This window comes from Pseudomonas sp. Sample_22 (genome assembly GCF_004307635.1).
Classification (GTDB): domain Bacteria; phylum Pseudomonadota; class Gammaproteobacteria; order Pseudomonadales; family Pseudomonadaceae; genus Aquipseudomonas.
Map to the genome: position 1 here is coordinate 62,565 of NZ_RCNY01000074.1, position 25,818 is coordinate 88,382.

General features: G+C 54.4%; 25 protein-coding genes and 1 pseudogene. 13 read left to right on the forward strand and 13 right to left on the reverse strand.

Annotated features, from left to right (window positions below; translation table 11 throughout):
* Positions 1-137: 137 nt before the first annotated feature.
* Complete coding sequence (locus tag D8U73_RS18990; protein ID WP_130905418.1) at positions 138-2,621, reverse strand: arsenate reductase (azurin) large subunit; 2,484 nt, start codon at positions 2,619-2,621, stop codon at positions 138-140.
* A gap of 14 nt (positions 2,622-2,635) precedes the next feature.
* Entirely contained in the window at positions 2,636-3,154 is a 519-nt protein-coding gene (locus D8U73_RS18995; protein WP_130905419.1) for an arsenate reductase (azurin) small subunit, read from the reverse strand.
* 161 nt (positions 3,155-3,315) lie between these two features.
* On the opposite strand from D8U73_RS18995, the gene D8U73_RS19000 reads away from it, so the two are divergent.
* Positions 3,316-3,720: a hypothetical protein gene (locus D8U73_RS19000; protein ID WP_130905420.1), complete on the forward strand. Its 405-nt coding sequence runs from the start codon at positions 3,316-3,318 to the stop codon at positions 3,718-3,720.
* Between the two features lie 177 nt (positions 3,721-3,897).
* Positions 3,898-4,863, forward strand: a pseudogene (locus tag D8U73_RS19005) (DUF4113 domain-containing protein); the annotation flags it as partial.
* Positions 4,864-5,089: 226 nt separating this feature from the next.
* On the opposite strand, the gene D8U73_RS19010 reads toward D8U73_RS19005, so the two are convergent.
* From D8U73_RS19010 to D8U73_RS19045, 8 genes are all read right to left on the reverse strand, one after another.
* Complete coding sequence (locus tag D8U73_RS19010; protein WP_130905421.1) at positions 5,090-6,124, reverse strand: hypothetical protein; 1,035 nt, start codon at positions 6,122-6,124, stop codon at positions 5,090-5,092.
* A 369-nt stretch (positions 6,125-6,493) separates the two neighbouring features.
* Positions 6,494-7,246: a DUF2971 domain-containing protein gene (locus D8U73_RS19015; protein WP_130905422.1), complete on the reverse strand. Its 753-nt coding sequence runs from the start codon at positions 7,244-7,246 to the stop codon at positions 6,494-6,496.
* Positions 7,247-7,380: 134 nt separating this feature from the next.
* Positions 7,381-8,904, reverse strand: a complete 1,524-nt coding sequence (locus D8U73_RS19020) for an RNA-directed DNA polymerase (protein ID WP_130905423.1) — start codon at positions 8,902-8,904, stop codon at positions 7,381-7,383.
* A 114-nt stretch (positions 8,905-9,018) separates the two neighbouring features.
* Positions 9,019-9,441 (reverse strand): hypothetical protein, encoded by a 423-nt coding sequence (locus tag D8U73_RS19025; protein ID WP_130905424.1) that lies wholly within the window; start codon positions 9,439-9,441, stop codon positions 9,019-9,021.
* A 2-nt stretch (positions 9,442-9,443) separates the two neighbouring features.
* The gene (locus D8U73_RS19030; RefSeq protein WP_130905425.1) at positions 9,444-10,310 is read right to left on the reverse strand and encodes an endonuclease/exonuclease/phosphatase family protein; all 867 of its coding nucleotides are present in this window, start codon (positions 10,308-10,310) and stop codon (positions 9,444-9,446) included.
* Positions 10,311-10,915: 605 nt separating this feature from the next.
* Positions 10,916-11,473 carry a Smr/MutS family protein gene (locus D8U73_RS19035; protein ID WP_056853833.1) on the reverse strand — a complete coding sequence of 186 codons (558 nt, stop codon included), beginning with the start codon at positions 11,471-11,473 and terminating at the stop codon, positions 10,916-10,918.
* A gap of 128 nt (positions 11,474-11,601) precedes the next feature.
* Positions 11,602-11,922, reverse strand: coding sequence for a hypothetical protein (locus D8U73_RS19040; RefSeq protein ID WP_056853832.1), 321 nt, complete (start codon positions 11,920-11,922; stop codon positions 11,602-11,604).
* A 132-nt stretch (positions 11,923-12,054) separates the two neighbouring features.
* Complete coding sequence (locus D8U73_RS19045; protein WP_056853831.1) at positions 12,055-12,645, reverse strand: cysteine hydrolase family protein; 591 nt, start codon at positions 12,643-12,645, stop codon at positions 12,055-12,057.
* A gap of 239 nt (positions 12,646-12,884) precedes the next feature.
* On the opposite strand from D8U73_RS19045, the gene prmB reads away from it, so the two are divergent.
* Positions 12,885-13,793: a 50S ribosomal protein L3 N(5)-glutamine methyltransferase gene (gene prmB, locus D8U73_RS19050; protein ID WP_056853830.1), complete on the forward strand. Its 909-nt coding sequence runs from the start codon at positions 12,885-12,887 to the stop codon at positions 13,791-13,793.
* Positions 13,794-14,037: 244 nt separating this feature from the next.
* Here prmB and D8U73_RS19060 read toward each other — a convergent pair whose 3' ends face one another.
* Positions 14,038-14,829 carry a hypothetical protein gene (locus tag D8U73_RS19060; RefSeq protein WP_130905426.1) on the reverse strand — a complete coding sequence of 264 codons (792 nt, stop codon included), beginning with the start codon at positions 14,827-14,829 and terminating at the stop codon, positions 14,038-14,040.
* Between the two features lie 109 nt (positions 14,830-14,938).
* Positions 14,939-15,937 (reverse strand): alpha/beta fold hydrolase, encoded by a 999-nt coding sequence (locus tag D8U73_RS19065; protein ID WP_056853828.1) that lies wholly within the window; start codon positions 15,935-15,937, stop codon positions 14,939-14,941.
* Between the two features lie 84 nt (positions 15,938-16,021).
* Between D8U73_RS19065 and aroC the strand changes: the two genes are divergently transcribed.
* From aroC to D8U73_RS19080, 3 genes are read left to right on the forward strand one after another with little or no spacing between them, the layout of a single operon-like run.
* Positions 16,022-17,113, forward strand: coding sequence for a chorismate synthase (gene aroC / locus D8U73_RS19070; RefSeq protein WP_054048587.1), 1,092 nt, complete (start codon positions 16,022-16,024; stop codon positions 17,111-17,113).
* A gap of 28 nt (positions 17,114-17,141) precedes the next feature.
* Entirely contained in the window at positions 17,142-18,293 is a 1,152-nt protein-coding gene (locus tag D8U73_RS19075; RefSeq protein WP_130905427.1) for an MFS transporter, read from the forward strand.
* A 45-nt stretch (positions 18,294-18,338) separates the two neighbouring features.
* Positions 18,339-18,872: an acireductone dioxygenase gene (locus tag D8U73_RS19080; protein ID WP_130905428.1), complete on the forward strand. Its 534-nt coding sequence runs from the start codon at positions 18,339-18,341 to the stop codon at positions 18,870-18,872.
* 58 nt (positions 18,873-18,930) lie between these two features.
* Here D8U73_RS19080 and D8U73_RS19085 read toward each other — a convergent pair whose 3' ends face one another.
* On the reverse strand, positions 18,931-19,206 hold the full coding sequence (locus D8U73_RS19085; RefSeq protein WP_056853824.1) for a DUF3509 domain-containing protein: 276 nt from the start codon (positions 19,204-19,206) through the stop codon (positions 18,931-18,933).
* Positions 19,207-19,594: 388 nt separating this feature from the next.
* Between D8U73_RS19085 and D8U73_RS19090 the strand changes: the two genes are divergently transcribed.
* From D8U73_RS19090 to D8U73_RS19120, 7 genes are all read left to right on the forward strand, one after another.
* Entirely contained in the window at positions 19,595-21,433 is a 1,839-nt protein-coding gene (locus D8U73_RS19090) for a long-chain-acyl-CoA synthetase (RefSeq protein ID WP_130905429.1), read from the forward strand.
* A 110-nt stretch (positions 21,434-21,543) separates the two neighbouring features.
* Positions 21,544-22,062 carry an ankyrin repeat domain-containing protein gene (locus D8U73_RS19095; RefSeq protein WP_056853822.1) on the forward strand — a complete coding sequence of 173 codons (519 nt, stop codon included), beginning with the start codon at positions 21,544-21,546 and terminating at the stop codon, positions 22,060-22,062.
* A gap of 152 nt (positions 22,063-22,214) precedes the next feature.
* On the forward strand, positions 22,215-22,745 hold the full coding sequence (locus D8U73_RS19100; protein ID WP_056853821.1) for a hypothetical protein: 531 nt from the start codon (positions 22,215-22,217) through the stop codon (positions 22,743-22,745).
* Positions 22,746-22,827: 82 nt separating this feature from the next.
* Entirely contained in the window at positions 22,828-23,019 is a 192-nt protein-coding gene (locus D8U73_RS19105) for a PLDc N-terminal domain-containing protein (RefSeq protein ID WP_056853820.1), read from the forward strand.
* Positions 23,020-23,228: 209 nt separating this feature from the next.
* Positions 23,229-23,462, forward strand: coding sequence for a hypothetical protein (locus tag D8U73_RS19110; RefSeq protein WP_056853819.1), 234 nt, complete (start codon positions 23,229-23,231; stop codon positions 23,460-23,462).
* A 214-nt stretch (positions 23,463-23,676) separates the two neighbouring features.
* Positions 23,677-24,021, forward strand: coding sequence for a ribonuclease E inhibitor RraB (locus D8U73_RS19115; protein WP_056853818.1), 345 nt, complete (start codon positions 23,677-23,679; stop codon positions 24,019-24,021).
* Positions 24,022-24,406: 385 nt separating this feature from the next.
* The gene (locus tag D8U73_RS19120; RefSeq protein ID WP_056853817.1) at positions 24,407-25,816 is read left to right on the forward strand and encodes a circularly permuted type 2 ATP-grasp protein; all 1,410 of its coding nucleotides are present in this window, start codon (positions 24,407-24,409) and stop codon (positions 25,814-25,816) included.
* Positions 25,817-25,818: the final 2 nt, after the last annotated feature.

Here is a 25,818-nt window from a genome sequence, read left to right on the forward strand (position 1 = left end):
TACGGGGTGTGCAATCCCTGGGTAGAGCTTGGAAATCTGGCATTCACAACGAAGCCCCCCGCGATATGGCTTACATAGGCGGGGGGCTTGGATTAACGCACTCGTGAAAAGCGTCACGCTAGTACTAGACGACTTTCTTACGTAGTAAACCTGCGCGTCTTGAAGCTGATCTTCTCTTTGAATTCCTCCACTTTCCCAATGCGGCGAATGCTCGCCCACGTCCCTTTGTAATATGGGATTACGTTTCGATCTGTCCATGGCGTGGTCAGATCGCCCATCACACCGTTGAAATGGCCGAACTGCATAAACGTCTGGTTACGCTTGATATCCGGCTCCAGGTAGGCCAGCGCGTAGGATGAACCGTAGTCGTTAAACACCTCGACCACGTCCCCAGATGTAATAGCCAAGACTTGGGCATCGTCGGGGTTAATTTCCAGATAGGCCATCGGCACACGCCGTTGCACGAAGTCGTTGTATTGATCGTGGTAGAGCGTTTGCCACACTTCGTTGATGCGCCCGTTGTTGACCCAGAACTGGTGTTTCTCCTTCTGTTCTGCCACCGGTTTTGGCAATCCGGGCCATGTCGCTGGCTTGAACTCAGCCTTGCCGTCCGGAGTGTCAAATTTGTAATCGGTGTAGAGCATCTCGGTGCCGATCAGCTTGCCTTCTCGGTATTCTTTAGTGGGTAACTGGACGCCATTGTTGCCCATGGCTTTCAGCCGCTCGTAAGTGACGAGATTGCCCGTGGTGCCTCCCTGACTGTCGATTGGGCCAGCACCGGGTTGGCCAGCCATACGGAAGCCGTCGTTGAAGGCGTCCTCCTCGCTTTTCCAGTCGAACCCTGCAAAACGCGCCGCCATGTCCTGTTTCCCTTCGTCCGTATACATCTGCCGAAGGGTGTTAGCGATAGCCGCTGCGATGAGGCAATCGGCTTTCGCCGAACCAGGGGGATCCATGAATTTTTGTGAAAGGCGCATCCGGCGCTCGCCATTCATTGAGGTGAGATTCATTTCGCCTGGATGGGTCGCCGGCAGCATCACATGGGCGGCTTCTGCCAGTTTGGTAGGGTAGAGGTTGATGTTGGTGAAAAAGAGACCGCCTTTGTTTTTCACCGCGTCGTAGATTGCGTCCACCATCTGCGCAGTTGTACCGCCGCGAACATTGGCCATGGCCTCCCTGACAATGTTCGCGCGTTTTAGAATGACCGCACGATGTTGCTCAGCATTGAGTGTGGTCTGGAAGGGATTGGCCCCCCATGCCGTGTACATCATGCCTTTGCCGTTGATGATCTCCTGATCCACATAGATCTTGGTATTGCCTGGATAAGGGGGGCGTGTGTACCCCTCTTGGTGCCCACCCATCCGCACCACCCCCGTACCTCGTCGTCCGACGTTGTGAGTGGCCAGCACCAAGTCGACCAATGCAGACTGGATGAGGTAGTTGTCATTGCCCCAGATGATTCCTTTTTCGTAGGCGTGCATGGTGTGGGGACGGTGGCCAGAGGTTTTGGGTTTGTAAGCCCATTCGGCTGCTTGCTTGAGCTTGTCCACCGATACCCCGGTAACGCGACTGGTTTCCTCAAGCGACATTCGATTGGCTTGAAGTGCCTGCTCAAACGCTTTGGTATGGGCCGCGATAAATTCCTGGTCATGCCATTTTTGGTCGACCACGTAAGTCAGCAGACCATTGAACAGAGCGATATCCGTTCCCGGTTCGATATCCAAGTGCAGCACGTTGTCTTTACCTGCTGCTTGCTCCGCTATAGCGATGGTCGGCGTCCTGCGAGGGTCTACAAAAATCACCTTGGCTGGAGCAACGGTTTCCCCAGGAAAACGCTGTTTACGCTTGTCGACTGTCTGCCCCTGCAAGTTGGGAAGCCAATGCGCCAAGAAGTAGTTGGTCTGGGTTTCGTATGAATTGCAGCCGATAGCAACAATGACGTCGGCCAATTCGGCGTCTTCGTAGCTGTTGTTGAGTTCGCTAATGCCCATCTCGCGTGTGGCGTGGCACTCGGAGTTATAGGCAGGGCGGTTGTGGATTCGCACCAATGGGGTTTGCAGGGCGGTGAACATCAGTTTGCCGGTGCCCCAGGTATTCTCGAATCCGCCTCCGGCGCCTCCGTGATCGAAGCAGTCAAAGGCGAGCGAGGCAGGCCCGTCATTGTCCAGAATCTTCTTGGTCACCCCGGCGTAAAGCGCCAGCGCATCATCCCAGCTGGTGTCCACCCACTGGTCAGCTACATAAACACGTGGGCTGCGTAAACGCTCCCTGCCTACCCCATCGGGGCTGTACATGACCTTGGCCAGTTGTCCGCCTCGTGTGGACGAAAGCCCTTTATTAACTTCGCACTGTTTGTCCGGCACGATCATGATGTTGTAGCGCTTGCCGTCCTTGTCGGTGATCGTGTTCTGCATTGCCGGCGTCATGATGATAGCCAACGGAGGCAACTGTTTGCGGAAGTCGAGCCCCAGTGCGTTCTCTTCGGGTGCCCGTCCCCCCTCTCGATTTTCCGGCCACTTGTACACGTGATAGCCACAACCCACGATGCAGAAGTGGCATGTCAGGTTGGTCTTTTGGGCATCTGTCGGAGGCAGTGCCACACGATCTTTGTTCGTTGCCAATTTGAATCTCCTTATCAAAGGAGGTTGGACTGACGTCCGTAGATCAACCCTTCGACGGCTACAGCACTGACCGAATCGTCATTGGGGTTGTACTCAAGAACTATGATCGGCAGATTCTCAGTGGCTTGGCCGGAAACCATTTGGCCAATATTCTCAGGGTCGAAAATGCTGAAATGGCAGGGACATTTGAACACCTTTTGCCCAGGGTCATAGGCAACCGGACAGCCCATATGCGTGCATAGCGTGCTGTAGGCCACAATGTCTCGATCTGGGCCGACACCGCCTGGAACGGGCGTGCCCATCTTGATCAATGCGCAAGGTGAGGCCGCGTCGGGATAGGAAAATAGGACTGGTGTGTTGACCTGCAATTTCTGAGCTTTGGAGAGCGCCTGCATTTGGTAGGGAAGATTGACTCGACCCTCCGCCGTTGGCTTTGGTGTCGCGGCTTGCGTGAGTTCGGGCAAACCTATCGCCACGCTTGCCGCAACCCCACCTCCTACTTTCAGGAAGAGTCTTCTGGATATCGATGCCATTTCTGCCTCCGCATTGTGCTCGCGATGCAGTCGGCCCTGGCTGTGTCGTAAGCGACGTTTACTTCAACCAATTGAGCATAGTAGAAAGTGCGTTTTTTTGGCCAAATGGACGGAAAATCGGACATTTGCCTATGGTTTAGTCAAAATTTCCGACTGGCGGGTTGTGGCTTACTCCGGTCACCAAGTACTGCGAAGGGCCTACAAAGCTGATTGCTTTATGTAGCAGAGCAGACTTCAAACCCTGCCTGTTATTCCAAAGCTTGGGGCGGGGAGCTGCCGCTTGTGAACTACTATTGGCCGATTGCTGCCCATCACGAACGGCAGAAATCGGCCACGATCAACCGCTCGAAGATGTCTACGAATCTGGTGTCAATTCACTTTACTCTGGTGGCTTCAACGAAATCGTGACCAGTCTGAATGAAGACATCAATCTATTCCACGAAACTGATGTTGCATTAACAGCCATCCTTGAACCCCTATGGTTAAAGTTCGGTTGGACGGTTGAAGGCATCGAAGCCAAAGCAATGCGATACAGGGCAGAACTCAATACCAAACGCGCTAATTGAGTAACCTGAGCGTCTTATATGTCCGACCGTCCTGTTGCATTGGGGCTAGCAGCTATGGACATAACTGGGCAAGATTGACAGAAAATGTCTTGTTGCCATGGACAGCTGTAGGCCGTGCTTGAACCACCGGGTCGCAAGGTGCGGAACCATGTCCATAGCTTGAAATCTTTCCTTTAAATTGACGAAGCCTTTGTCGATCTGAGCGGTATTGAACATCTTGATTCACTCGGCCGCCGGATCCGCGCCCAGGTGCTGCGCTGCACCGGCATACCTGTTGGCGTCGGAATCGCCAATACCAAGACCCTGGCCAAGTTGGCAAACCACACCGCGAAACGCCTGCAAGCCCAGACCGGCGGCGTGGTGAACATCACCGACCCGGTCAAAAGAGATTGGGTGTTGCGTAATACCGACGTGGCAGAGGTGTGGGGTGTCGGGCGGCGGATGAAATTGCACCTGGATGCCATGGGCATCAAGACCGCCATGGACTTGGCCAAGAGTGATCCATGGACGCTGCGTAAAAACTTCAGCGTGGTGATTGAGAAGACGGCGCGCGAGCTGGCCGGTACTCCTTGCCTGGAGTTGGACGAACCCGACCCGCCCAAACAGGAGATATGCTGCAGCCGGATGTTCGGTAAGCGCCTGCAGGAGCTACCGCCTATAAAGGACGCAGTGGCAACCTACATGATGCGTGCCTCGGAAAAGCTCAGGGCACAGGGTTCACTGTGCAAGAAAATACGGGTCAGCATAAGCACCGGTATGTTCAACCCGGAGGAAGCCAAGTACGCCAATGGTGTGGTGGTCGACCTGCCATACCCAACCGACGACGTGCGCCTGTTAACGACAATGGCGGTGGGCGCGCTCGATCATATTTTCCGGCCGGGATTCAAGTACAGCAAGGCCGAGGTCTTGTTGTTGAACCTCTGCCAGCCCGGTGAGTACACCGAAGACCTGTTTTCAGCCTCACAGCCTGGCGCATCGACAAAACTGATGGGCGTATTGGACGAAATCAACCAACGTTGGGGGAAGGGGACGCTTCGCTCGGCCAGTGTTCCAACCAATCCCGATTGGGGAATGCGGCGAGAAATGATGAGCCAAAGCTACACCACGCGGCTCGATCAGCTTTGGCGCGTGTCGTGCTCATAATTTATCAGTTAATTTTTTCCCGAGCTTTTGGAGGCGGTGCTAGCAATGGCGACAGGTGACTACTGGCCAAAAATCAGCCGCTCGGGAGTGGAGTGTTTAGACCCTTTGCAGCCATTGAGCAACGGCAGAAATTGGCAAAAAAACCGCTGTTCAATGGTGCCTATCAAGTAGTGGGGAAAGCATTTCCCGACTGCTCACGGTTAGGTTATAGAAGCTTCTTCGAACCTCAAGACGACGCAGTTTTTTCCTTCACATCATAGTTTTTTTTCTTCGCAAAGACGCCACCAACGACTGTCGGCTCTATAAATAAAATCTTTCTCTTGCTAGCTCCAGGGCCGTAGGGCTGCATTCGAAAATGCCCCTTCCTCCAATGTGTACGCTTTTCCTTTACATTTCTCGCGTGATCAAATCCTGCATCAGCTTCATGGATCACATTATCCACTGGACTAATCACAACTCTGTCATAAGTCTTCCGAAGCTTATCTTCAAATTTACGAATTTTGCCTATGCCTTTCAACGAGGTTATTTTTTTTCTAAGATCTTTACGTTCATTGAAGGCTGTGTCGCGGTATTGCTTGCAGTTAATGAATAACAGAACTTTGGCCATGTGATTTAATGTTTCAGATAGATAACCCATATCGCCTGTAAAGTCATCATCCTGGCCGTACTTTTCCTCGACACGACTGAGCTCCTGTTTTATTGTTTGCATCCCATCCTGTATGTAAAATCCTTGCACTCGCAGTGCGTCATCTTCCACATGTGCCTTACCCAATGGCGATCCGGTAAACATCAGATCCAGTATCCTCAACGGCTTATTCACATCCACCATTGGGCTATCGTTATAACGACTCATCTCTATTGAGCCCGGATTAATCTGGGTCTCACTTATATATACGCCTTCTAGTATGTGCTCGTGTGTAAGTTCGTTATAAACTTTGAGTGAAGAGCTACGGCTTTCTGTGAATTCGATATAGCAAGTTTTAAAAGGTGGGCGGAGGTAATCTACTGGAATATCATCACCAATCTCTGTTTGTTCCAAAATCTCATCAAGAAGATTTGATGTCGTCAAGATATTTCCATCCTGGCGCCTGAACTTGTAAGAGTAGATAGTTGTACTAAGCGCGATTCCCGCCATATGATCGGTTAAGTTGTCAGAGCGATGCAAAGAAAATATATCAGGCCGCAGCCTCATCATCGTCTGTGTCAAGTAGTCTATTGAGCAAGTCTCAATATCCAACCCGGCGAAGACTTCGTCGTACACTTGGTCCCTCGCCTGTGTGCACATCTCAGTATATTTAGAACAGGTGATTCTCACCGGATGTGGCAATTTGTATGTGATGTCCATATTCCTCTAACCTCCCAGTCAAACACAATGAAATCCATCGGACTCGGACAATGCCGAAAAAGTGAGATTATGACATTACAGATGTCGGATAGCCTCATCGAATCAAAGGGGAGGGATCTTTTTTCTGTAACAGATCCGTCCACCTGTTTACTGGCTTTGTCGACACCAGATCGATCGGTTGAATGCACAGACTTTAGCAGCCATTCGCAAGTGACTGTTAGCAGCCAGAAGCGGACCTACTGCAAAGCTGTTTTCACTTGTCGTTAAGAGCTCATGAATCCTTGTTTACGGAATTGTGAGTTCATCTGGTACGACTTTATATGTTTTGAATGCAAGTCGACTTTTATACGTAATGGCAGAAGGATATCTTGAAGCTACTAGTTCTTTGACCGACTTAAGCGAGTGGGTACATAGCGGGCCCATCACGACCTCTGTCAACTCCAAGCCCGGTCCAAACGGTAAAAAGTATAGTTTCTCTTCCTTGAAAGCATCAGTCAAATTGACGAATCGACGGTATTCATCCTCATATTTCCATCCGCTGGATTTCGTTCGTAGTAATGACTCTTGGAGAGCGGGATCAATGTTTGCGAGCTCTGGATTGTTTCCTAGTTCCGCAAGGATTCGCTCATCCTCATATTGGATTTTTTGAAGGTACTCAAATGGGACATCGAATCCCAAGCAAATCCCCCTGTGCTTCGTAGCATAGTGACTCCACAAAACAGGCTCTGCCCAGTCACCGCTAAAGCATAACAGACCTGTATGTGCGTCGTAGGCGTCCTTGAAGTCACGAACAATATTTCGAGCCACTTTTTCTCGAAAATTTAGGCCTAGAAGTTCGAACGGATCATTGAGATCTGAAAATCGTGAAACCTTCAGACGACCGAGTGCGATATTACTGATTGCGTATTCAGCAGAAGTCAGATGATAGACTCGGCGCAGATTTCGTTCTTTCGGAGGGCGGGATGCAATTGCGCTTCCCATATCCGATTTGTATCCCGCCGCAACCCACTCGCTTCTGTATTCATGATGTGCTGGCACGGAGCGCTCCCTTAGATATACTTTGTTAAACGGGGTGACTTGAGTCACTCTGCTCAAGCCAATAGTAGCTAATTAAGCCAAGTGCATTAGCGACTAATTAATTAATAAAAAGCCGAGATGATGCCAAGTTAGAACTACGCTGTTTTTTGAACCCATTGGGCCACTAATCTATCTAGTAAAACCGGGGAGTTGCCAATAAATAACTTAAGCCAATGTGTACGTTCGTCGCTAGGTAATACCCTGGATGCGTTCAACACTGCTCGACGCGCTCTACCACCAAGGTTGTAAACGGTAGCTTTGTGGCTTCGCACCCAGGCTACGTTTTTTGTGGTAATCGCCGCCAGTGCTTGGTTTTCAATGTTGGGGCCATTGAAAACAAATGAATGAAGTTTATGAGACTTCAAGAGTATGGGGCTTTGTGAAATATACCATTCCATCCAGAAACGGCATATCTGGCTATCAAATGCCGGAGTTGTAATAATCTCCTCAATTATAGAAACATTATTTTTTGCAAAATCGTCGCTCGTAACTTCATGAAGATACAACGCAACATCATTTACGACAGGCGCAAAGAAATCGAAATGTGAAAAAATGTTTTCGGCGATATTCGGACAAGCATGACGACGAGCCGTTCTGATAACACTTCTTGCCAAACCCAGATCCAGATACTCGTAACTGATAACTTTCTCTATTGCCGCTTTCAAGCGCGCTTCACGAATTGCATCTTCATCATCTATTTCAATCTGTATTTCCTCCATTTCATCGGTGTAGGGGTTGAAGATTTCCAATGTTTCGAGCAGTAATATTTTTTCTTCTGCATAATGGTTGTGAATATGCTCCTCGATGAATTCGCTTGAGTCCATCGTGAACGTCTTATCGCTGGACAGTGTTAGGCGGTGATTTTCGTACAGGTATAATGTCAGTTTCTCTAGGACGCCAGATAGTTCTCTGGGTGAGTTTGAAAAAATTCGAATATCATCGACATACCTTGTGTGCTGCACTCCTTGATCTTTTATAAATTGATCAATATCAATAAATACTGCCTCTGCCATAATAATGCTCGCGGCCGGACCGACAGGCACTCCTTGAGATGACTTGCTGTTTAGTGTGGAAAGAAAATTCTCAATATCATCGGCAAGAGGCTTTAGTTCTTTGTCGGCAATTTCAATCGCATTATTTAATCGATGCAAGTAAATCTGATTGTAAAAGTCTGTAATATCTGTAATTAGTACGCTTGAGTATTTACAAGCCAAGTCTTCTGTCTTTTTTGTGAAATCTACCCAACCAGAGCCTGCACCAAAAAAATTCCCATCAGAAATTGCGAGTCGATAGGAGCAAGCTATGTGCTCCTCGCTTGGCATGCGTGCAGCCTCAATAGCACCAGTAATTTCGCAAGCTAAGGCTGTGTAGATCACTGAATCGATGGGCTCAAGTTGATGGACAATTCGAAATCCCCCTTTAGGCTTTGCGATGGTCATGGCGCGCGGTTGTGTAACCCAAATTTTTCCGACGTTTTTGGACGTCAGTTCTGTTTTGACGTCATTCCATTGATACCATAAAGCTTCATACTCAATAGGTTTAGGGAAAAAATCGGAGTCGTAGTACTTACTAATGTGCTCGCGCGCAAACTCAAGTGATATTTCGTTAATTATGGCCACGATTTATGAAACCCTCAATAGTCTTCAAAAGATGCGCTAATTTTTATATTTAAAATGTAAGCTTGGCGGCACAGCCAAAGTTATGGCCGGTATAGCGAAGCTGGATAGTGTTGCTCATTCGTCCATCAGCTTAGTTAAAGTTTTTCCGAAGTTTGTAGTGGAGAGAAGCATTTTCATTGCCGCAGAAAGTTCGTCAATTTCATCGCAAATAAATTCCGAACCATCAATGGTTACAATACAAGGGAACCCCCCTGTGTTTTGTCTCCATTTGGCTACAGGGAGAGATTGCTTCTCCTTGATCAATGAAAGTTGGTCGGCGTCCATGAATTCTCTGGGGGTACCAGTGTCCTCAAAAGCAGTGGCTATTTTTCTTATATTAGCCCCTGTGGAAATAGTTTTGCCTAATTTTATATTTTTTCCTGTGAACGAATGTAGCTCGCTGCTTATGCTGCTGAGAAGGTCGTTCACTTGCTTAATATTGATGTCTGCCTGGCTAGCCTTTTCTATGCCAGTCTTTATGGACTCTAAGAAACTCATGATTATATCCTTGTGACATGGCTCAGTATGGGGTAGTGGTCGGAGATATCTTTCCACTGAGTATTTGGTTCAATAAAATTTATATCTGAAATGATGGCGGCGTGTTCTTTGAATTCCCACTCTCTTACAAAATGAGATGAGAATAGTATTTGGTCGAAAACGGCGCCATCACTTCCAACACATTTAGGATGTACAAAGGTTCCCGCTGGGCCTTCGGGGTGCGGCGATAGGCGGGACCAGAAAGGGTTATAGAAATACTTGCTGGATTTTTTTACGTAATTGATATCTCTGCTGGCACCTATGCCTCTGACAATGGAGGTATCAAACGGCTCGTCATTATAATCACCCAAAAGCACAATTGGGCTACTTGGGTGCACGTCTAAAATTGCCATTGCTTTAGTGCGTAAAGCGTCACCTAGGCGAAGTCTCTCGGTGCTTCCATATGAATACGTGCCTCGACTTTGCCAATGAGATAATCCAAAAAATATCTCATTACCTTGGGTAGGGGTGAGCCCGATAAATATTCCAGCTTTTAACCATTGATCGGTGTGAGAGTCTCTGATGTTTGCATCGACAGGTTCGCTGGATAGTGACAATTTTTCAGAGTTAAAGATAAGGCAAAAGTCATCAATGGATTTTCCGTGGGAGTATAAATCTAAGACTATATATTTGCTGTAATTACCATTGTTTAAGGCTTGTTGTAGGTGCTGGATGTTACTGCGATCAACCTCGCATAGGCCAAGAATGTCTACTTCTCGTTGGAGGATGGCATGAATTACGCTGAAAAAGTTATCAGTGATGGGATATCGTATTGCGCCATTCTTTGGAGGGCTTAACTTGCAATTCCACCATGCGCATTTCAATTCCATTGTGTGTCCATCATCGGGTGTTGGGGGTCGGAGAGGCGTCCCAGTCCGCTCGTTGTATGCTTTCCGAAAGAATAATACTCGTAACGATGCAAAAGGCCACCATATGTCGTGCCGGGTATGAGCTTGCGGAGTCTGGATTGCTGGGGCATCGGGGGCAGGGAGAGGCAGTTGGTACAAAACTGGTACCGAAAGTGGCTGTCCTTCATGGAACCCCTATGAAAAAAGCCTTCAAAAAGAGCCGGCCTAGTTCACCATAGGCCGGTCGCGAACCACATAGCGCCTGCAGAAGTTGCCGCGAATGAACTCAAAGTGACGCGAATGGGCGGCGGATTTGACGGGAAAACTGAGACGCAACTTGTTCGGTATGGGGGCTTCACCGGGCCAGGCTCGTACCAATTTTCGTACCAATGCCTACGGTTAAGGGGGGTTAAATCGAGGTTGCTAGCGTACGAAAACCCTGGCTTTATTGCCCCTGACAACCTTGATGAACCCACCCAAAATAGCGGTGTAATTCTGTTCCAGGGACATGAAACTACCTGTGGGATTTTACGCAAAGGGCAAGGGTACGGTGGCGGACACGACGCTGCAAGCGTGACGCATCAGGTTTACTCGTCGCGACCTTCCATCATCGTGCGTTTGAGCATCACATAAACCGCTCCGGCACCGCCGTGTTTCGCCTGGCAAGAGGTGAAGCCAAGTACCTGCGGATGCTGGCGCAGCCAGGTGTTGACGTGACTTTTGATCATCGGCCGCTTGCCGTCCAGGCGCACGGCCTTGCCGTGAGTGACGCGCACGCAGCGGATTTCGAATTTGGTCGCTTCTGCCAGGAAAGCCCAGAGGGTTTCCCGGGCTTTTTCCACGTTCATGCCGTGGAGGTCGAGGCTGCCTTCGAACGGAATCTGTCCGGTCTTGAGCTTGCGCATCTGGCTTTCCTGAACACCGTCACGCGCCCACATCAGCTCGTCTTCCGGGCCGACGTCGATGACGAACTGATCGGACAGGCCGTCGACGGTGGTGGCATCCGTGCGCACGGTGGCGGCCTGACGCAGCTTGGCAATCTGTGCTCGGTCAGCTTTGGGTTTGCCGGTTTCAGCGCGATCATGCTTGATCGGCTTGACGCCTTGGATAGCGCTTTTGAACAGGGAAAAATCGTCGTCTTGCATGTCAGCCTCCGCGAAGGGCGGCCAGTTTACCCAACTCCAGGCGAATGAGCGCGCATCAAAGTGCGCGGCATTCGGTGGCGACCTTGGTTCGCGACCTTGGTTCGCGACCTTGGTCCGCGACCTTGGTCTCAGTCGTGTTTTTTCATCAGGTGCGGCGACATGTTCAGCTCCCGCGACTGTCGCGAGCGGCGACGGCAGCGGCGCCACAGCCACACGCCGAGGTACAGCACGAACAGGCCAATCAGCAGAATCACTGCCGCACCGACCCGGTTGGTATTCATCTCACCCAGGGCCGGGGCGTGGCCCAACAGGCTGGCGATGCCGGCCATGGCGAGCAACACACCACTCGTCGCCAGCAGCGCAGCGAACGCCGCGCCGATTCGAAAACGCCAGTTACTTTGGCCTTTGGGCCGTAAGCGGCGAGCGTCAAAACCATCGGATAACTTCATTCCGACCTTCCTCAATGGGTATCGGCCCTTCGACCGGGAGTTGACCGGGATGTTCCTGAGGCTAAGACAATTACGGCTAATGAGAGGCTTTTGCGGATGAGCGGCGGTGCAGGCCGCTCATGTAAACACTGCTCAGACCAGGTCGTTGGTCTGGGCGACGGCGGCAAAGTTGTCCGCCATGATCGCCATTTCGGTCTGCTGAACATGCTCGGCGCTCAGGACGCCGCCTTTGTAGGGCAGATCGCGGGTGGCGCAAGCATCTTCCACCAGTGTGCAACGGAACCCCAGGTTTTTTGCTGCGCGCACCGTAGTGCTGACGCTGGAATGGCTCATGAAGCCGCAAACCACCAGGTCTACCGAACCCAGGTCTTCCAGGCGTTTTTTCAGATCCGTGCCATGAAAAGCACTCGGCAGGATTTTTTCGATCTTGATTTCACCGTCAAGTGGCTCAAGCCCAGGAATGAACTGGCCGCGCTCGCCGCGTGGATCAAACAACCCTCCAACGGTGCCGAGATGGCTGACATGCACGATCGGACGACCGGCCGCACGGGCGGCAGTCACCAGTTTTTTGATGTTCGCGACAGCCGCATCCATGCCGCTCAGGGCCAAAGGACCGCTGAGGTATTCTTTCTGGGCATCGATGATGATCAGGGTCGCATGACTCAGTTTGGCGGCGGCATAACCGCGGCCGCTGAGTTGAAACATCGTTTGTGGAACGGACATTCTGGGGCTCCTTCGAGTGGGGCTTTTGCGACATTGTCCTCCGGCTGAGCGCTTCTGTGAATCGCTACTATTGTAGGCACCGTCGTTACTGGCGTGTAGCGTTGTCAAGTGCTCCGTTTTGTTCAATACCGAACTGAAAAAAGAGATTAGTCCTACATTTGCCCCCGCGTTGTTCTCGCGTCGTCGTGGCGTCGTTTGACTGGTAGAATCGCCAGTCGATTTTTCTGGAGTTAGCCGTCGTGATCACTTCCCGCCTTCGCACCCTGCGTGACCATATCCGTTGGGCCGTCAGCCGCTTCCATGGGGAGGATCTGTTTTTCGGCCATGGGACCGACAACGCATGGGACGAAGCCCGTCAACTGGTGTTGGGTGCGTTGCATTTGCCGTGGGAAATTGCCGACAGTTACCTCGATTGCAACCTGGAAGAAGATGAAGTGGTTCGCTTGCAGCGGTTGCTCAAGCGCCGCATCGAAGAACGCATTCCAACCGCTTACCTGCTGGGCGAAGCCTGGTTCTGTGGCATGTCGTTCATTGTCGACGAGCGCGTATTGATCCCGCGTTCACCGATCGGTGAGTTGATCGAAAACCGTTTCACGCCTTGGTTGGGCACCGAGCCAGCAAGGATTCTCGACCTGTGCACCGGTTCCGGCTGCATCGGTATCGCCTGCGCCTACGAGTTTCAGAACGCCGAGGTGGTGCTGGCCGATCTGTCGTTCGAAGCGCTGGAAGTGGCCAACCAGAACATCGAGCGTCACGGCGTCGATGAGCGGGTCTATACCGTGCAGGGCGATGGTTTTGATGGTTTGCCGGGTCAGCGTTTCGACCTGATCGTGTCGAACCCGCCGTATGTAGATGCCGAAGATTTTGCCGACATGCCGGATGAATACCAGCACGAACCGGAATTGGGCCTGGCGTGCGGTGACGACGGGTTGAACCTGGTGCGGCGCATGCTCGCGCAGGCCGCTGATCATTTGACCGAAAAGGGCTTGCTGATTGTCGAAGTGGGCAACAGTCAGGTTCACGTCGAAGCGTTGTACCCGGAAGTGGACTTCGCCTGGCTGGAATTCGAGCGAGGCGGGCATGGCGTCTTCATGTTGTCAGCCCAACAGTGCCGCGATCATCAGGCGCTGTTCGCCTCGCGCGTCTGACCTGCCCTGATCATTCCCCCGCTCTGCGTGGGGATGCAGCCCGGGACGCTCTGCGTCCCAAGAGCCGAACGCGGAGCGTCCGTTGAGGCGTTCCCACGCGGAGCGTGGGAACGATCAGCCACCTCAACAAATATTGTGGCGAGGGAGCTTGCTCCCGCTCGAGCGCGAAGCGGTCGCCGAAAGAGGCTGCATCGCACCCAGCGGGAGCAAGCTGCCTCGCCACAGATGAGTCCCTGCCTACCTATCAACGGTGCGTGGCAATCCAGATCAACAACCCCGCCTGGAACACTGCAAACGCCACCAGACAGGTAATGGTGAAGCGCAGTCCGGCGTCTTCGCGTTTGTACTTGCTGACCTTTTCTTCGTGTTTCTTGAGTTTCACTTCCTGCTCGGCCAGGTTCTGTTCGGCCTGCTGGAGCATTTGCGCCGCTTCAAGAATTTCCACGACCTGCAGTTTTTCCGTGTTCCAGTCGCTCAACAGGTCGCCGACCCGCACCTCTTTAACGCTGCCCTTCAAATGCTGGGCATCGGCGTAAACCACATCAAAGCCGTGCACCCGCAAAAAATGGTCGCGACGCAGGCGAGTGTCTTCGTTCAGCGCGTCCTTGTTGTTCAAGTCAACGCCATCGACGGTGTAGCCAGGCCAGCGCTTTTTCGCCCAGACGATGCCCTGAGCCGCCATGAAGCGACCGATACCCCGATTCACCGGTTCAATCTGCAAACCGCTGTCCGGGCCGAAACGCACGCGTTTTTCGGCGTGGTCGACCCACACGTCCAGATGATTCTGTTCCTTGCGCACACGCTGGCCGGGCAGGGTAATGCTCATGCGCATCAGGCTGTGCTGCTTGTCGTTGCGTTCGGCATAGCCGAATTCGACAAAGCGCAATGGGCGGCCACCGGTGTTGCGATCGGTCTGCAGCGGCGCCAGACGGAGCATTTTATGGTGCTCGACGTGGACGTCCGCCCATGGCAGCTCGACCGCTGGCGGTGTGTCTTGTTCAGCGGTGGTGTCGGGTGAAGTCTGGGTATCAGTCATAACGGCGAGATCCTGTCCAAGCTCAACTTGTCACCAGCCATTGCGCTGGCGACAAAGGCTTATCGGCCGTTTTTTTCAGGACTGGAGGGCAACACCGGTTAAACAGCGCTTAAGTGGAGCGAAGTCCGTCAATAAATTCGAGGATTTTCGCGCCCAGTTCCGCTGCCAGGGGCAAATTCGGATCCTTGTAGGACGCCAGCTGGCGTTTGACGTCGTTGGGCACGATGCGCATGACGTGGTTCATGCCTTCGATCAACACCAGTTCGGCGTCCGGCTTGGCCGCCTTGAGCAGCCGGGCATCGTTGACTCCGACCTGAATGTCATTGCTGCCCTGGATGATCAGCGCGGGCATTTTCAGCCTGGCAAACGCAGCGGCCGGATCCTGACGAAACAGGGAAATCAGATAGGGCTGCACGCTCGGACGGAAAATCACTTGAAGTTGCGGTGGCACGTTGTCGTCGGTTTTCCCGGCCTTGAGGCTGTCGAGCAGTTCATTACTACGCAGCATCAACGGCGGCGGCAGGCGATTGCTCAGTTGCTGGCGCAATACCTGATCGATTGGCCGGGCGCTGCCGGACATGGAAATGACCGCCGCCGCATCGACGTTGGGCGCGGCGAGGCTGGCGATCAACGCGCCTTCGCTGTGCCCCAGTAGAATCAGTTTGGCGAAACGCGGATCGGTCTTGAGCTTGCGACTCCAGGCCTCGGCGTCGGAAACATAGGCTTCCAACGTCAGGTTGCGCTCGTCCGGCGTGGCCGCCAGGCTCGCCGCCACACCACGTTTGTCGTAGCGCACACTGGCGATATTGTGTTTGGCCAGCACCCACGCCAACCGCTTGAGGCTGTCGTTGCGCCCGCCATCGGGGTTGTTTCCGTCACGATCCGTAGGACCGGAGCCGGAAATGATCAGGACAACGGGCACCGGCGTGTCGGATTTCGGCAACAACAACGAGCCGAAAAGCGTTCCACTGCCGGTGTCCAACGAGATCGGCCGTTGCAGAACGGTGGCCTGGGCGAAGCCTGTAAACAAGGTCAGGGTCAAGAGCAAAACTCGCAGCATCATCACGCCATCATTATCAAGATGCCGGTTGGACTCGCTGACACCCATAAGGTTCGAGGATGAACTACTTGGGTAGCCTGCGTATACTGGCGCGCATTATGTATTTGGGTTCGATTTCACGGAGCGTCCTGCATGTCCGGCAATACCTACGGCAAGCTGTTCACTGTCACCACCGCGGGCGAAAGCCATGGTCCGGCGTTGGTCGCCATTGTCGATGGCTGCCCGCCGGGCCTGGAGATCTCCCTTGAAGATCTGCAGCGCGACCTGGACCGCCGCAAGCCCGGCACCAGCCGCCACACCACCCAGCGTCAGGAAGCCGACGAAGTCGAAATCCTCTCCGGCGTGTTCGAAGGTCGCACCACCGGTTGCGCCATCGGCCTGTTGATCCGCAACACCGACCAGAAGTCCAAGGACTACTCGGCGATCAAGGACCTGTTCCGCCCGGCCCACGCCGACTACACCTACCACCACAAATACGGCGAGCGCGATTATCGCGGCGGCGGTCGCAGTTCGGCGCGGGAAACCGCGATGCGTGTGGCGGCCGGAGCGATCGCGAAAAAGTACCTGGCCAGCCAGGGCATCGTGATTCGTGGCTACATGAGCCAGCTCGGCCCGATCGAAATTCCGTTCAAGACCTGGGATTCGGTCGAGGAAAACGCCTTCTTCAGTCCGGACCCGGACAAGGTGCCGGAACTGGAAGCCTATATGGATCAGTTGCGTCGCGACCAGGATTCGGTCGGGGCGAAAATCACCGTGGTCGCTGAAGGCGTGATGCCGGGCCTGGGCGAGCCGATCTTCGACCGCCTCGACGCCGAACTGGCCCATGCGCTGATGAGCATCAACGCGGTCAAGGGCGTGGAAATCGGCGCCGGTTTCGCCAGCGTCGCCCAGCGCGGCACTGAACATCGCGATGAAATGACCCCGGAAGGCTTCCTCAGCAACAATGCGGGCGGCATTCTCGGCGGTATTTCTTCCGGTCAGCCGATTGTCGCGCATCTGGCGCTGAAGCCGACATCCAGCATCACCACACCGGGCCGTTCCATCGATATTCATGGCAATCCGGTGGACGTGATCACCAAGGGCCGTCACGACCCTTGCGTCGGCATTCGCGCCACGCCTATCGCTGAAGCGATGATGGCCATCGTACTGATGGACCATCTGCTGCGTCACCGTGGGCAGAACGCCGACGTGCGCGTGAGCACGCCGGTGCTGGGGCAGCTCTAATGGCTGACTTCGCAGCTGCTGCAATCTGATGGTTGCGGCGGCGCTCCCGTACTGGCGGCTCTCCAGTTTCTATCTGTTTTATTTCGCTTTGCTCGGTTCGACAGCGCCGTTTCTGGCGCTGTACTTCGATCACCTGGGGTTCAGCGCCGCACGCATCGGCGAACTGGTGGCCATCCCGATGCTGATGCGTTGCGTGGCGCCGAACATCTGGGGCTGGCTTGGCGATTACACCGGTCGACGGCTGGCGATCGTGCGTTTCGGCGCGGTGTGCACATTACTGACCTTCTCGCTGATTTTCGTCAGCAAGACCTACGCCTGGTTGGCGATGGTCATGGCCCTTCATGCGTTCTTCTGGCACGCGGTGCTGCCGCAGTTTGAAGTCATCACCCTGGCGCATCTGCAAGGGCAGACTTCGCGCTACAGCCAGATTCGCCTGTGGGGTTCCATCGGTTTCATCATTACCGTGGTTGCGCTGGGCCGTCTGTTCGAATGGCTGAGCCTGGACATCTACCCGGCGGCGCTGGTGCTGATCATGGCTGGCATCGTGCTGAGCAGCCTGTGGGTACCGAACGCACAGCCGGCTCCGGGTAATCGGGTGGCGGGAGAGGGGTTTGTCAAGCAACTGCGCAGCCCCGGCGTGCTGGCGTTTTACGTTTGCGTTGCGTTGATGCAGATGAGCCACGGGCCGTATTACACCTTTCTGACCCTGCACCTTGAACGCCTGGGCTACAGCCGCGGCGTGATCGGCATGCTGTGGGCGGTCGGCGTAGTCGCCGAAGTGTTGATGTTCCTGGCCATGAGCAGAATTCTTGCGCGTTTCTCGTTACGCCAGGTATTGCTGGCGAGTTTTCTGCTGGCGGCACTGCGGTGGTTGTTGCTCGGCACGTTGGCGGAATTTCTGTGGGTGTTGCTGTTTGCCCAGGTCTTGCACGCGGCGTCGTTCGGCAGCTTTCACGCCGCAGCCATTGCCTTCGTGCAACGCAGCTTCGGTGCGCGCCAGCAAGGTCAGGGCCAGGCATTGTACGCCGCGCTGGCCGGCACGGGCGGCGCCATGGGTGCGTTGTATTCCGGCTACAGCTGGAACGCTCTCGGCGCGGCATGGACCTTTAGTATTGCCAGCCTCGCCGCCGTCGCGGCTGCGGTTATCATTGCCATACGTATGCAAGAGGACAGGCCGTGAGCGCCGGTCACTGTCCTTGCCATGAACCGTTAAGGAATTGCCCTGATGAGCAGCCTGTCCGTATACCACGTCTCCAGCCCTGAGATTCCCAACAAGGTGCTGACCCATCTCGAAGACATTCAATCGACCCTGGCCGAGCACGGCGTGCGTTTCGACCGCTGGCAAGCGGCTGCGAAAATCCAGCCCGGCGCGAGCAAGGAAGAAATAATCGCCGCCTATCAGGGGCAAATCGATAAGCTGATGACCGAGCGCGGCTACATCAACGTCGATGTGCTCAGCGTCACCGGCGATCACCCGCAACAAGACCAAATGCTCAAAGAGCAGCATCTTGGCGAAGATTTGGTGCGATTTTTCGTTGCCGGTCGTGGCTTGTTTAACCTGCACATCGACGATTACGTCTATGCCGTGTTCTGCGAGAAGAACGACCTGATTTGCGTGCCGGCCGGTACCCGGCACTGGTTCGATAGGGGGGAGCACCCGCATCTCGTGGCGATCCGCCTGTTCAATAACCCGCAAGGCTGTGAGGCCAACTTCACCGGCGACGATATTGCCGGCCAGTTTCCGCGTTTGGAAGACTGACAAAAAACCTGTGGGAGCCAGTCTGCTGGCTCCCACAATTTTTCAGCGCTTTGAGCGTTTACAGCGAATGATAAGTCGGCAGTGCAAATCGCTGCTGGCTCTGCAACATCGAGATTTGCGGCAGTTCGCTGGCCTGTTCGGCAAGGTCGCGGCGAATCGCGCTGATGACCCACGACAGTTGATCGCCATTGTGCAATTGCTGGTAGGAAATCGAGCGTTTGAATTCTCGGCCGTCGCCACGCAGGGTCAGCAGGATTCCACCGTCAGGTCGCGCTTGGGTGGTGACTTCGAAGTTGGAGAACAAAGACGAAAATTTTTCTTGGATCAGGCTCATGTCTATCAGCTCCGTTAGCTCTTGAATGGCAAGCGTGGGGAGAGAGTTGCAGTGATTGTGCCAGTATCCTGTTTTATAAAAATCTTATATAAATCAATAGCTTATCAAAAGCATGGATTTTCACTTCCTTGCAAATTGCATGAATAGCCATCGTGCATCCTGCATTTTGCGGGTTTCTCGGCAATTGGATTGAACCATTGGGCAGGCATGCGCTCCTGCATTTCCCGGAACCGTTGCGGTCGACATCGCGGATCGCAGATCAAGATCGCGGATCAAGATCGCAGATACAAAACATTTCAAAAACCGCGTGTACAGCTCAAGAACCGTTGACGTATTTTCGGGCTCAATCAACGCCGCCCGACAATAAAAAGATCGAACGGGAGCAGCCATGAGCCGCACATCAAGCGACACGATCACCTGGAGCATGATGCTCCGCAAGCTGCCTGCCATCGCCAAAGCCATTCCACGCGTGGTGAAGGGGATGAAGGTAGCCAACGTCAAGGATCCGACCCAACCGTGTGGCCTGGGGTGGAGTTTCGAGCAAGCCACCCTGCGTAATCCTGATGGCCCGGCATTGCTGCACGGCGACGTTTCGCTGACTTATGCGCAGGTCAATCAGTGGGCCAATCGCATTGCCCATCATTTGATCGACCAAGGCATCGGCAAGGGCGACGTGGTGGCGCTGTTCATCGAGAACCGCCCGGAGCTGCTGGTGACAATTTTGGCAGTGGCCAAGGTTGGTGCCATTTCGGCGCTGCTCAATACCTCACAAACCCGCGACACCCTGGTGCACAGCGTGAACCTGGTGACGCCGGCTGCCATCGTTGTCGGCGAGGAGTTGGTCCCGGCGTTTTTGGCAGTGCGCGAGAAACTGTCGATCGATGCGTCGCGCACCTGGTTTGTCGCCGATCAGGACACCTGGAGCCATCCGGGAATTGCCCCGCTCGGATTCATCAATCTGATGACCGCCAGCATCGACGCCAACAGTGAAAATCCGGCAAGCAGCCAGCAGGTTTTTTTCGATGACCCTTGTTTCTACATCTACACCTCCGGAACCACGGGTTTGCCCAAGGCCGGTGTGTTCAAGCACGGGCGCTGGATGCGCAGCTGCGCCAGCTTCGGGATGATTGCACTGGATATGCGGCCCGAGGATGTCGTCTATTGCACCTTGCCGCTGTATCACGCCACCGGATTATGTGTGTGTTGGGGCTCTGCAGTCAGCGGCGCCTCGGGATTCGCCATCCGCCGCAAGTTCAGTGCCAGCCAGTTCTGGAGCGATGTGCACAAGTACCGGGCGACGACCATCGGTTACGTGGGCGAATTGTGCCGTTACCTGGTCGATCAACCGCCCAGTGCCGACGATGGCAAACACGGGGTCAGGAAAATGATCGGCAATGGCCTGCGCCCCGGTGCATGGGCCGACTTCAAGAGTCGTTTTGCGGTGGATCACATTTGCGAGCTGTATGCCGCCAGCGACGGTAATATCGGTTTCACCAACATTCTGAATTTCGACAACACCGTGGGTTTTTCCCTGATGGCGTGGGAGTTGGCGGCGTATGACCACGACAGCGGGGCGCCAATCCGTGGCGTCAATGGTTTCATGCGCAAGGTCGGTAAAGGCGAGCAAGGCTTGTTGTTGGCCAAAATCGACGACAAGGCGCCGCTGGACGGTTACACCGATCCGCAGAAAACCGAGAAAGTCGTCCTCTGCGATGTCTTCGAGAAAGGCGACCGATACTTCAACACCGGTGACCTTCTGCGCAACATTGGCTTTGGGCATGCCCAGTTTGTCGATCGGTTGGGCGACACTTATCGCTGGAAGGGCGAGAACGTCTCCACTACCGAGGTCGAGAACATCCTCCTGCAGTACCCGCATATTTCCGAAGCGGTGGCTTATGGCGTGGAAATCCGCAACACCAACGGTCGCGCCGGCATGGCAGCCATTACGCCAGCGGAATCTTTGGCGACGCTGGATTTCAGCGAACTGCTGGCCTTTGCCCGTCAGCAGATGCCGAGCTATGCGGTGCCGTTGTTCTTGCGGGTGAAAGTCAAAATGGAGACCACCGGGACGTTCAAGTACCAGAAGACCCGGCTCAAGGACGAAGCCTTCGATCCGGGCAAAACCGGCGATGACCCGATCTACGCCTGGCTGCCTGGTACCGACACTTACGTGCAGGTCACCGGGCAAGTGCTGTCGGACATTCAGGGTGGCAAACACCGTTATTGAAAACGGCGCCATTGAATGTGGCTATAGGTGCGCATCAGAAAAAAGAAGTGACAGTGTCGGGGCTGCTCGGGAAACTGTCGGCTTTTACGAATGACACAATGGAGTGCCCGATGTCCGACAAAAGCCGCCAGATGACCCCCGAAGAAGCTGCCGAGTTTGCCGAACAGGTATTCAACAAAGCGCGCGAGGGCGATGCGGCCATGATGGCTGCGCTGCTGAGCAAGGGCCTGCCGCCCAACCTGCGCAACCACAAGGGCGACACATTACTGATGCTGGCCGCGTATCACGGCCATGTGGACACGGTGAAAGTGTTGCTGGAACACAAGGCCGATCCGGAAATCCGCAATGACAACGGCCAGAGCCCGATTGCCGGCGCCGCGTTCAAGGGTGACCTGGCGGTGATCAAGGCGTTGGTTGAAGGCGGCGCGCAGGTGGAAGGTTCGTCATTCGACGGCCGGACGGCGCTGATGATGGCTGCGATGTTCAACCGCGTCGAAGTCGTCGATTACCTGATCAGCAAAGGTGCTGACGCCAAAGCCAAGGATGCCAATGGCATTACCGCGTTGGATGCCGCCAGGACAATGGGCGCTACCGATACCATCGCGCAGCTGGAAAAACTGCTGGGCTGATTGCCTCAAAAAGATCGCAGCCTTCGGCGGCTCTGACAGGGAATGCGTGTACCTTGAAGGGTGCTGCCGTAGGCTGCGATCTTTTCGTTTTTTGGGGTTAACCTGCGGTATCCTTCGCGCCCTCAAAATTCCCTCGCTACAGGATTTACCCCATGAAAGCCGCACTCGTCGAACTCATCAGCAAAATCAGCTCCGGGTGCATGGGTGATGACGAAATCCACAAAGTCGCTGACGAAGCGGCCCAGGCTTACGCGGATCCTCAAGGTTTTCTGACGGCCAACCCGGACATCAACTACGACGACACCTTCCCGATCCCGTTGGGTGAATGGGTGGTTGTCGGCAGCCTGCCCGAAACCGTGCTGTTCCAGGCCGACACCTACATGGATCTGTTCGCACAGATAGTCGCTTCGTTCGGTCCGGGGGTCGATTTCAACCTCAAGCCCAAGCAGTTGGCCAAGACCGAAGCGCTGACTGCGCTCAATCGCATCCAGGTGCAGATGAGCAGCCTGAACAAGGAAAACGGCGGTTACACACTGATGAACTTCAGCCAATTGCTCGATGACGAGTTGCAGGTCGTGCTGGTCTACGGCAATGACCTGCCGCGGGTGCTGGAGCTGTGCGCCGAAGTCGGCATTGCGGCGGCGCCATCCCTCGAAGCGTTGAAAGTCGCCATCCACGTCTGAGGCGGTAAGGCTTTCAATAAAAGGGAACCCTGGCCATGGCCGGCTATCCTAAGGGGGCAGATCACTCTTCGGGAGCGTCACTATGGGTTCCACCTTCAACAGTCTGGTTGGCCTGATCATTCTTGCCCTGGATATCTGGGCAATCATCAACGTGCTGAAAAGTGGCGCCGGAACGGGGGCGAAAGTCCTCTGGGTGCTGTTGATCCTGTTGCTGCCGGTTTTGGGCCTGATCATCTGGGCGATTGCCGGGCCGCGGGGGAATGTACGGATCTGACCTGATCTCAGGCAGACGTGCCAACCTTGTCGGAACGAACCCGCTCGCGATAGCGGACTATCAGCGCTCAATGGCTGTCTGAAAAACCACTTTCGCGAGCAGGCGCGCTTCTGCGTCTTGAACTGTAATTGATCCAGCGGAACGATTAGCCAGCTACCCAGGTCGAGATAGGTGTAAGCCCATTTGCGGGTTTGATCGAGGAGGCTCCGATGTCCAAGTGGAAAGTCACTTTCGTGGATGATCATGGTGAAACAATCGACGAAGTCTTCGAGTGCGAGGAATGCCCAAGCCATGAGCAGGCCGCCAAACTCATCAAGGAACGACTCCTTCCCGTCGCCGCTGAACTGGATCTGAACGATCTGGAAGGGCGAACCGCCGATGCGGGCGTCAAAAGCCTGAAAACCCAGAACAGCATTCAAATCCTCGGCATCACGCCAAACTGAACACTTCCTGTCACATTCGCAACCAGGCCTTGGCAGCGGCTCTATCTTGGGGCTAATCTGCAAGCGAGATCAGCGAATGGATCGCTAAGGTCTGGTCTTGTCAGCTCCATGCTTGTTTCCCGTCGGCACATCGGTTGCCGAAGCGTTCGCACCATCGGGTTGCGCGCGTCAGGGAGTACGGAAAGTCTATCCATCAGTTTCAGGAGGACGTTTCATGAGCACAGCCTATCAAGAAGACATCAGCAGCAGCGTGTTGCGCCGCATGAAAGAAGGCGGTTTTGATTTTTCACGGTTCCACCCCATCGAGTTCTACGCCATTTTCCCGGACGAGGAGCGGGCACGCAGGGCGGCACGACAGTTCCATCATGGTGAATGCCTGAATGCGCAGATCAGTGTGCGCGACGATGGCGCATGGGCGCTCGAACTGAGCAAAGTGATGTACGCCACCTACGATGACATCGGCGATTTCGAACAGGGTTTCGAAGCGGTGGTCGAGCCCTTGGGCGGCATCATTGAGGGCTGGGGTGTCAAGCAGGAGGTACGAGGGCGACTCGCATAACCTTATGAACAGTAACAAGCATCAATAACGGCTGACCTTTGGGTTGGCCGTTTTCGTTTTTGATCGCGTATTTGATTCACAACATTTCGAACAGGCAAAAAAAACCGCCCAAAAAGGGCGGCTAAAGGGAAGTTGAGTCAGCTTTTCAGCGAATGAGCGGATTATCCCCAGCGTTAACCGGGCAGTGAAATCAACTCTGACTATGCTGGTGATAGGCGACAACAGCGCCTTGCAATGAAGCGGGGGCGATCAGGTTGGGGCGTTTGCCGCACAGGATTGGTGCGGCGAATCCGCGTTGATAATCCAACCGATTGAAATCAAAGCGTTTATGCCGATGGCACGGGCCTTGCGAAGGCCTGCATGTCCGGGTGACAAGGAGTACGGCATGATCCGCACCTATTTTGATGAGATGTACGATGCCGGCGGCCAGGTCCGTCCGCATTATCGGGAGTTTGCCCGTTGGCTGGCCGAAACGCCTGACGAGCTTTTGGCGCAACGGCGACGCGAGGCCGATCTGTTATTTCATCGCGCCGGGATTACTTTCACGCTCTACGGTGATGAGCAGGGGACAGAGCGCCTGATTCCCTTCGACACCATCCCCCGCAGCATCCCTGCCAGTGAGTGGCGCGTTGTCGAGCGCGGCTGCATTCAGCGGGTCAAGGCGTTGAACATGTTCCTCGCCGATCTCTACCACGAGCAACGCATCATCAAGGCCGGGATCATTCCAGCCGAACAGGTGCTGGCCAACGAGCAATACCAGTTGGCGATGCAGGGGCTGGATTTGCATCGCGATATCTATTCGCACATTTCCGGTGTCGATCTGGTGCGCGACGGTGACGGCACGTACTACGTGCTTGAGGACAACCTGCGGACACCGAGCGGCGTCAGCTACATGCTTGAAGACCGCAAGATGATGATGCGTCTGTTCCCCGAACTGTTCGCGGCACAACGCATCGCCCCCATCGACCACTACCCGAACCTGTTGCTCGACACCCTGAAAAGCTCCAGCCCGATCGACAACCCGAGCGTGGTCGTCCTGACGCCGGGGCGCTTCAACAGCGCATTCTTTGAACATGCGTTCCTGGCACGGGAAATGGGCGTTGAGCTGGTGGAGGGCGCGGACTTGTTCGTGCGCGACGACAAGGTCTACATGCGCACCACCGACGGCCCCAAAGCCGTCGACGTGATCTACCGTCGCCTGGACGATGCGTTCCTCGATCCGCTGGCGTTCAATCCGGATTCGATGCTCGGTGTGCCGGGGCTGCTGTCGTCTTACCGTTCCGGCAACGTCGTGTTGGCCAACGCCATCGGCACGGGGGTGGCGGACGACAAATCGGTGTATCCGTTTGTCACCGACATGATCCGTTTCTATCTGGATGAAGAGCCGATCCTCAAGAACGTTCCTACGTGGCAGTGCCGTAATCCTTCTGAACTTTCCCACGTGCTGGCCAATCTTCCAGAACTGGTGGTCAAGGAAACCCAAGGCTCCGGCGGTTACGGAATGCTGGTGGGGCCGGCGGCGACGGCTGCGGAAATCGAAGCCTTCCGCGCGCGCATCATCGCCAAGCCCCACGCGTATATCGCGCAACCGACGCTGTCGCTGTCGACCTGTCCGACCTTTGTCGAAAACGGTATCGCACCGCGCCATATCGATTTGCGGCCGTTTGTATTGTCAGGCCGTGAAACCCGGGTCGTGCCCGGCGGTTTGACCCGTGTCGCCCTGCGTGAAGGCTCCCTGGTGGTGAATTCCTCCCAGGGTGGCGGAACCAAGGACACCTGGGTGGTCGAGGATTGAAG

What these genes read in the sequence shown, in the direction of transcription:
- D8U73_RS19040 (WP_056853832.1), bottom strand. Translation starts at nt 11,922, where the DNA reads ATGAAGTTATCCGATGGTTTTGACGCTCGCCGCTTACGGCCCAAAGGC.
- D8U73_RS19085 (WP_056853824.1), bottom strand. Translation starts at nt 19,206, where the DNA reads ATGAGCCTGATCCAAGAAAAATTTTCGTCTTTGTTCTCCAACTTCGAA.
- D8U73_RS19080 (WP_130905428.1), top strand. Translation starts at nt 18,339, where the DNA reads ATGAGCAGCCTGTCCGTATACCACGTCTCCAGCCCTGAGATTCCCAAC.
- D8U73_RS19090 (WP_130905429.1), top strand. Translation starts at nt 19,595, where the DNA reads ATGAGCCGCACATCAAGCGACACGATCACCTGGAGCATGATGCTCCGC.
- D8U73_RS19110 (WP_056853819.1), top strand. Translation starts at nt 23,229, where the DNA reads ATGTCCAAGTGGAAAGTCACTTTCGTGGATGATCATGGTGAAACAATC.
- D8U73_RS19035 (WP_056853833.1), bottom strand. Translation starts at nt 11,473, where the DNA reads ATGCAAGACGACGATTTTTCCCTGTTCAAAAGCGCTATCCAAGGCGTC.
- D8U73_RS19115 (WP_056853818.1), top strand. Translation starts at nt 23,677, where the DNA reads ATGAGCACAGCCTATCAAGAAGACATCAGCAGCAGCGTGTTGCGCCGC.
- D8U73_RS19105 (WP_056853820.1), top strand. Translation starts at nt 22,828, where the DNA reads ATGGGTTCCACCTTCAACAGTCTGGTTGGCCTGATCATTCTTGCCCTG.
- D8U73_RS19060 (WP_130905426.1), bottom strand. Translation starts at nt 14,829, where the DNA reads ATGACTGATACCCAGACTTCACCCGACACCACCGCTGAACAAGACACA.
- D8U73_RS19030 (WP_130905425.1), bottom strand. Translation starts at nt 10,310, where the DNA reads ATGGAATTGAAATGCGCATGGTGGAATTGCAAGTTAAGCCCTCCAAAG.
- D8U73_RS19045 (WP_056853831.1), bottom strand. Translation starts at nt 12,645, where the DNA reads ATGTCCGTTCCACAAACGATGTTTCAACTCAGCGGCCGCGGTTATGCC.
- D8U73_RS19025 (WP_130905424.1), bottom strand. Translation starts at nt 9,441, where the DNA reads ATGAGTTTCTTAGAGTCCATAAAGACTGGCATAGAAAAGGCTAGCCAG.
- D8U73_RS19095 (WP_056853822.1), top strand. Translation starts at nt 21,544, where the DNA reads ATGTCCGACAAAAGCCGCCAGATGACCCCCGAAGAAGCTGCCGAGTTT.
- D8U73_RS19100 (WP_056853821.1), top strand. Translation starts at nt 22,215, where the DNA reads ATGAAAGCCGCACTCGTCGAACTCATCAGCAAAATCAGCTCCGGGTGC.
- D8U73_RS19065 (WP_056853828.1), bottom strand. Translation starts at nt 15,937, where the DNA reads ATGGGTGTCAGCGAGTCCAACCGGCATCTTGATAATGATGGCGTGATG.
- aroC (WP_054048587.1), top strand. Translation starts at nt 16,022, where the DNA reads ATGTCCGGCAATACCTACGGCAAGCTGTTCACTGTCACCACCGCGGGC.
- D8U73_RS19120 (WP_056853817.1), top strand. Translation starts at nt 24,407, where the DNA reads ATGATCCGCACCTATTTTGATGAGATGTACGATGCCGGCGGCCAGGTC.
- D8U73_RS19075 (WP_130905427.1), top strand. Translation starts at nt 17,142, where the DNA reads ATGGTTGCGGCGGCGCTCCCGTACTGGCGGCTCTCCAGTTTCTATCTG.
- D8U73_RS18995 (WP_130905419.1), bottom strand. Translation starts at nt 3,154, where the DNA reads ATGGCATCGATATCCAGAAGACTCTTCCTGAAAGTAGGAGGTGGGGTT.